This window comes from Vibrio sp. V08_P9A1T1, assembly GCF_963874405.1.
Taxonomy (GTDB): domain Bacteria; phylum Pseudomonadota; class Gammaproteobacteria; order Enterobacterales; family Vibrionaceae; genus Vibrio; species Vibrio anguillarum.
The window spans coordinates 1-2,051 of record NZ_CAWNIB010000236.1; the positions used below are offsets into that span (position 1 = coordinate 1).

The window sequence follows — 2,051 nt, forward strand, 5'->3', positions numbered from 1 at the left end:
CATAATAGGTTGAAATAAAAGACTTTTTATGGTGTTTCTTACTCTATTGTTTTGAGTTGTAAAAATTAAATGCCGAAATAGATTGCTTAGTGCAACGTTAGCGAATATAGTTACCTCGCTCTGTTGTTCAGGGGTTATTAATGAAACAAAAAATAAAAGTAAAAGTAAATTCTCAGAATCCCATCGTAAAAGTTGATGTCCTCAGTGTTTCCCTTACCTTATTAGTAACATTAAATAATTCAATCTATCAGTGCATTGCGCATAAGCGCGATAACTTTATGAATTTAAATAAAAGGGACACATTATGTCTAACAAAACAACTGGTTCTGTAAAATGGTTTAACGAAACTAAAGGTTTCGGCTTCCTTACTCAAGATAACGGCGGCGCTGACGTGTTCGTACACTTCAATGCAATCGCTTCTGACGGTTTCAAAACTCTAATTGAAGGCCAAAAAGTGTCTTTCAATGTAGAAAACGGTCAAAAAGGCCTACAAGCAGCTCAAGTAACTGTTCTGTAATCTAGCCTAATATCTAGAATTAATAAAAAGGTCGCCTAGGCGGCCTTTTTGCTATTTGGTGATTTATCTTCCTACCGTTTTAGAACACTAGCGCTGTTATTGCGCACCTTCAAAGCCCATTTGACGCCACGCTTCAAACGCAATAATAGCGACCGCATTAGAGAGATTTAAACTGCGAGCTTCTGCCATCATCGGAATACGAATACGTTGTGTCATCGGTAGGCTTTCGATGACTTGTGCTGGTAATCCACGAGTTTCTGGGCCAAACATCAACACATCTCCTTTTTGAAACTGCGCATCGACGTGGTGCCCTGTGGTTTTAGTGGTACAAGCAAAAATCCGGTACGTTTCGCGCTCTGCATTGAGGTAGTCCATAAAGGCATCCAAGTTGGCATGACGCGTTACGCGCGCTAAATCGTGGTAATCAAGCCCTGCACGGCGCACTTTCTTCTCTTCTAGATCAAAACCCAGCGGTTCAATAAGATGCAAATTAGCGCCGCAATTGGCACACAAGCGAATAATATTTCCGGTATTAGGGGCGATTTCAGGTTCGTAAAGTGCGATATCAAACATGGTATAGCTGCTCTTAAGGAGTGTGGGCCGGAAGTATAAGGTGACGAGCCTATTGAGTACAAGTCACCCGTTATTTGGCAATATAGGCATAAGTGGAATTTAACTATCCAATGGGAGCGTGAATTGTACTTTTAACCCACCTAATTGGCTGCGACTTGCGTGAATAGTACCGCTGTGTTGACGAATGGCACTTTCGGTGATGGCTAAACCTAACCCTGTACCACCACTGTGCCTATCACGCGCAGTGGAAACACGATAAAAGGGGCGGAAAATATCGTCTAACTCGTTTTCGGGAACGCCTTCACCATTGTCTTCCACGCAAACCGATAGTCTGCCTTTTTCGACCGAAAAGGTAATATTGATTTCATCTTTGCCATAGTAAATGGCGTTACGCACAATGTTTTCCAATGCGCTCATCAGCAGTTTTGGTGTACCGGAAATCGTGTGCGGTGGAATCGCATTATAGGTGAGTCTTTTTTCCATCTGCTCCGCCTCAAATTGGGCATCACTCAATAATTCCTCCCATAAACTGGATAGCGGTTGAGTTTCTCGGCTGAGATGGCTATTGGTTTGCATACGCGAAAGCGTCAGAAGTTCACCGATCATCTGCTCTAAACGCTGTGCTTCGGTGTCGATCCGCTCCAATTCTGAGCTGCTACCTTGTTTACGAGTGGCAAGTGCATTGGCCATTCTCAGCCGAGTTAAAGGGGAGCGCAGTTCGTGTGAAATATCTGACAGCAATCGCTGCTGGCCAGAAATCATCTGATTGACGGCTTCTACCATTTGGTTAAAGCTTTTTCCCGCTTGGCGAAATTCACTGGTGCCTTTTTCTAAGCTTGGGTCGACCACAAATTCGCCGCGAGCGACCCGTTTGGCGGCTTGCTCGAGGCGGCTGGCGGGTTGACTCAATGCCCATGCGAGCCATAAGAGTAGCGGTGTACTGACGAGCATCACGGCAGCA

At 44.4% G+C, this 2,051-nt stretch carries 3 protein-coding genes; 1 reads left to right on the forward strand and 2 read right to left on the reverse strand.

Annotated elements, in window-relative coordinates:
• Positions 1-304: 304 nt before the first annotated feature.
• Positions 305-517, forward strand: a complete 213-nt coding sequence (cspE, locus tag AACT21_RS09525; RefSeq protein ID WP_013855834.1) for a transcription antiterminator/RNA stability regulator CspE — start codon at positions 305-307, stop codon at positions 515-517.
• 96 nt (positions 518-613) lie between these two features.
• Here cspE and trmL read toward each other — a convergent pair whose 3' ends face one another.
• On the reverse strand, positions 614-1,090 hold the full coding sequence (gene trmL / locus AACT21_RS09530; protein ID WP_013855835.1) for a tRNA (uridine(34)/cytosine(34)/5-carboxymethylaminomethyluridine(34)-2'-O)-methyltransferase TrmL: 477 nt from the start codon (positions 1,088-1,090) through the stop codon (positions 614-616).
• 99 nt (positions 1,091-1,189) lie between these two features.
• On the reverse strand, positions 1,190-2,051 hold an 862-nt coding region (gene cpxA / locus AACT21_RS09535), incomplete at its 5' end, for an envelope stress sensor histidine kinase CpxA (protein WP_094164103.1).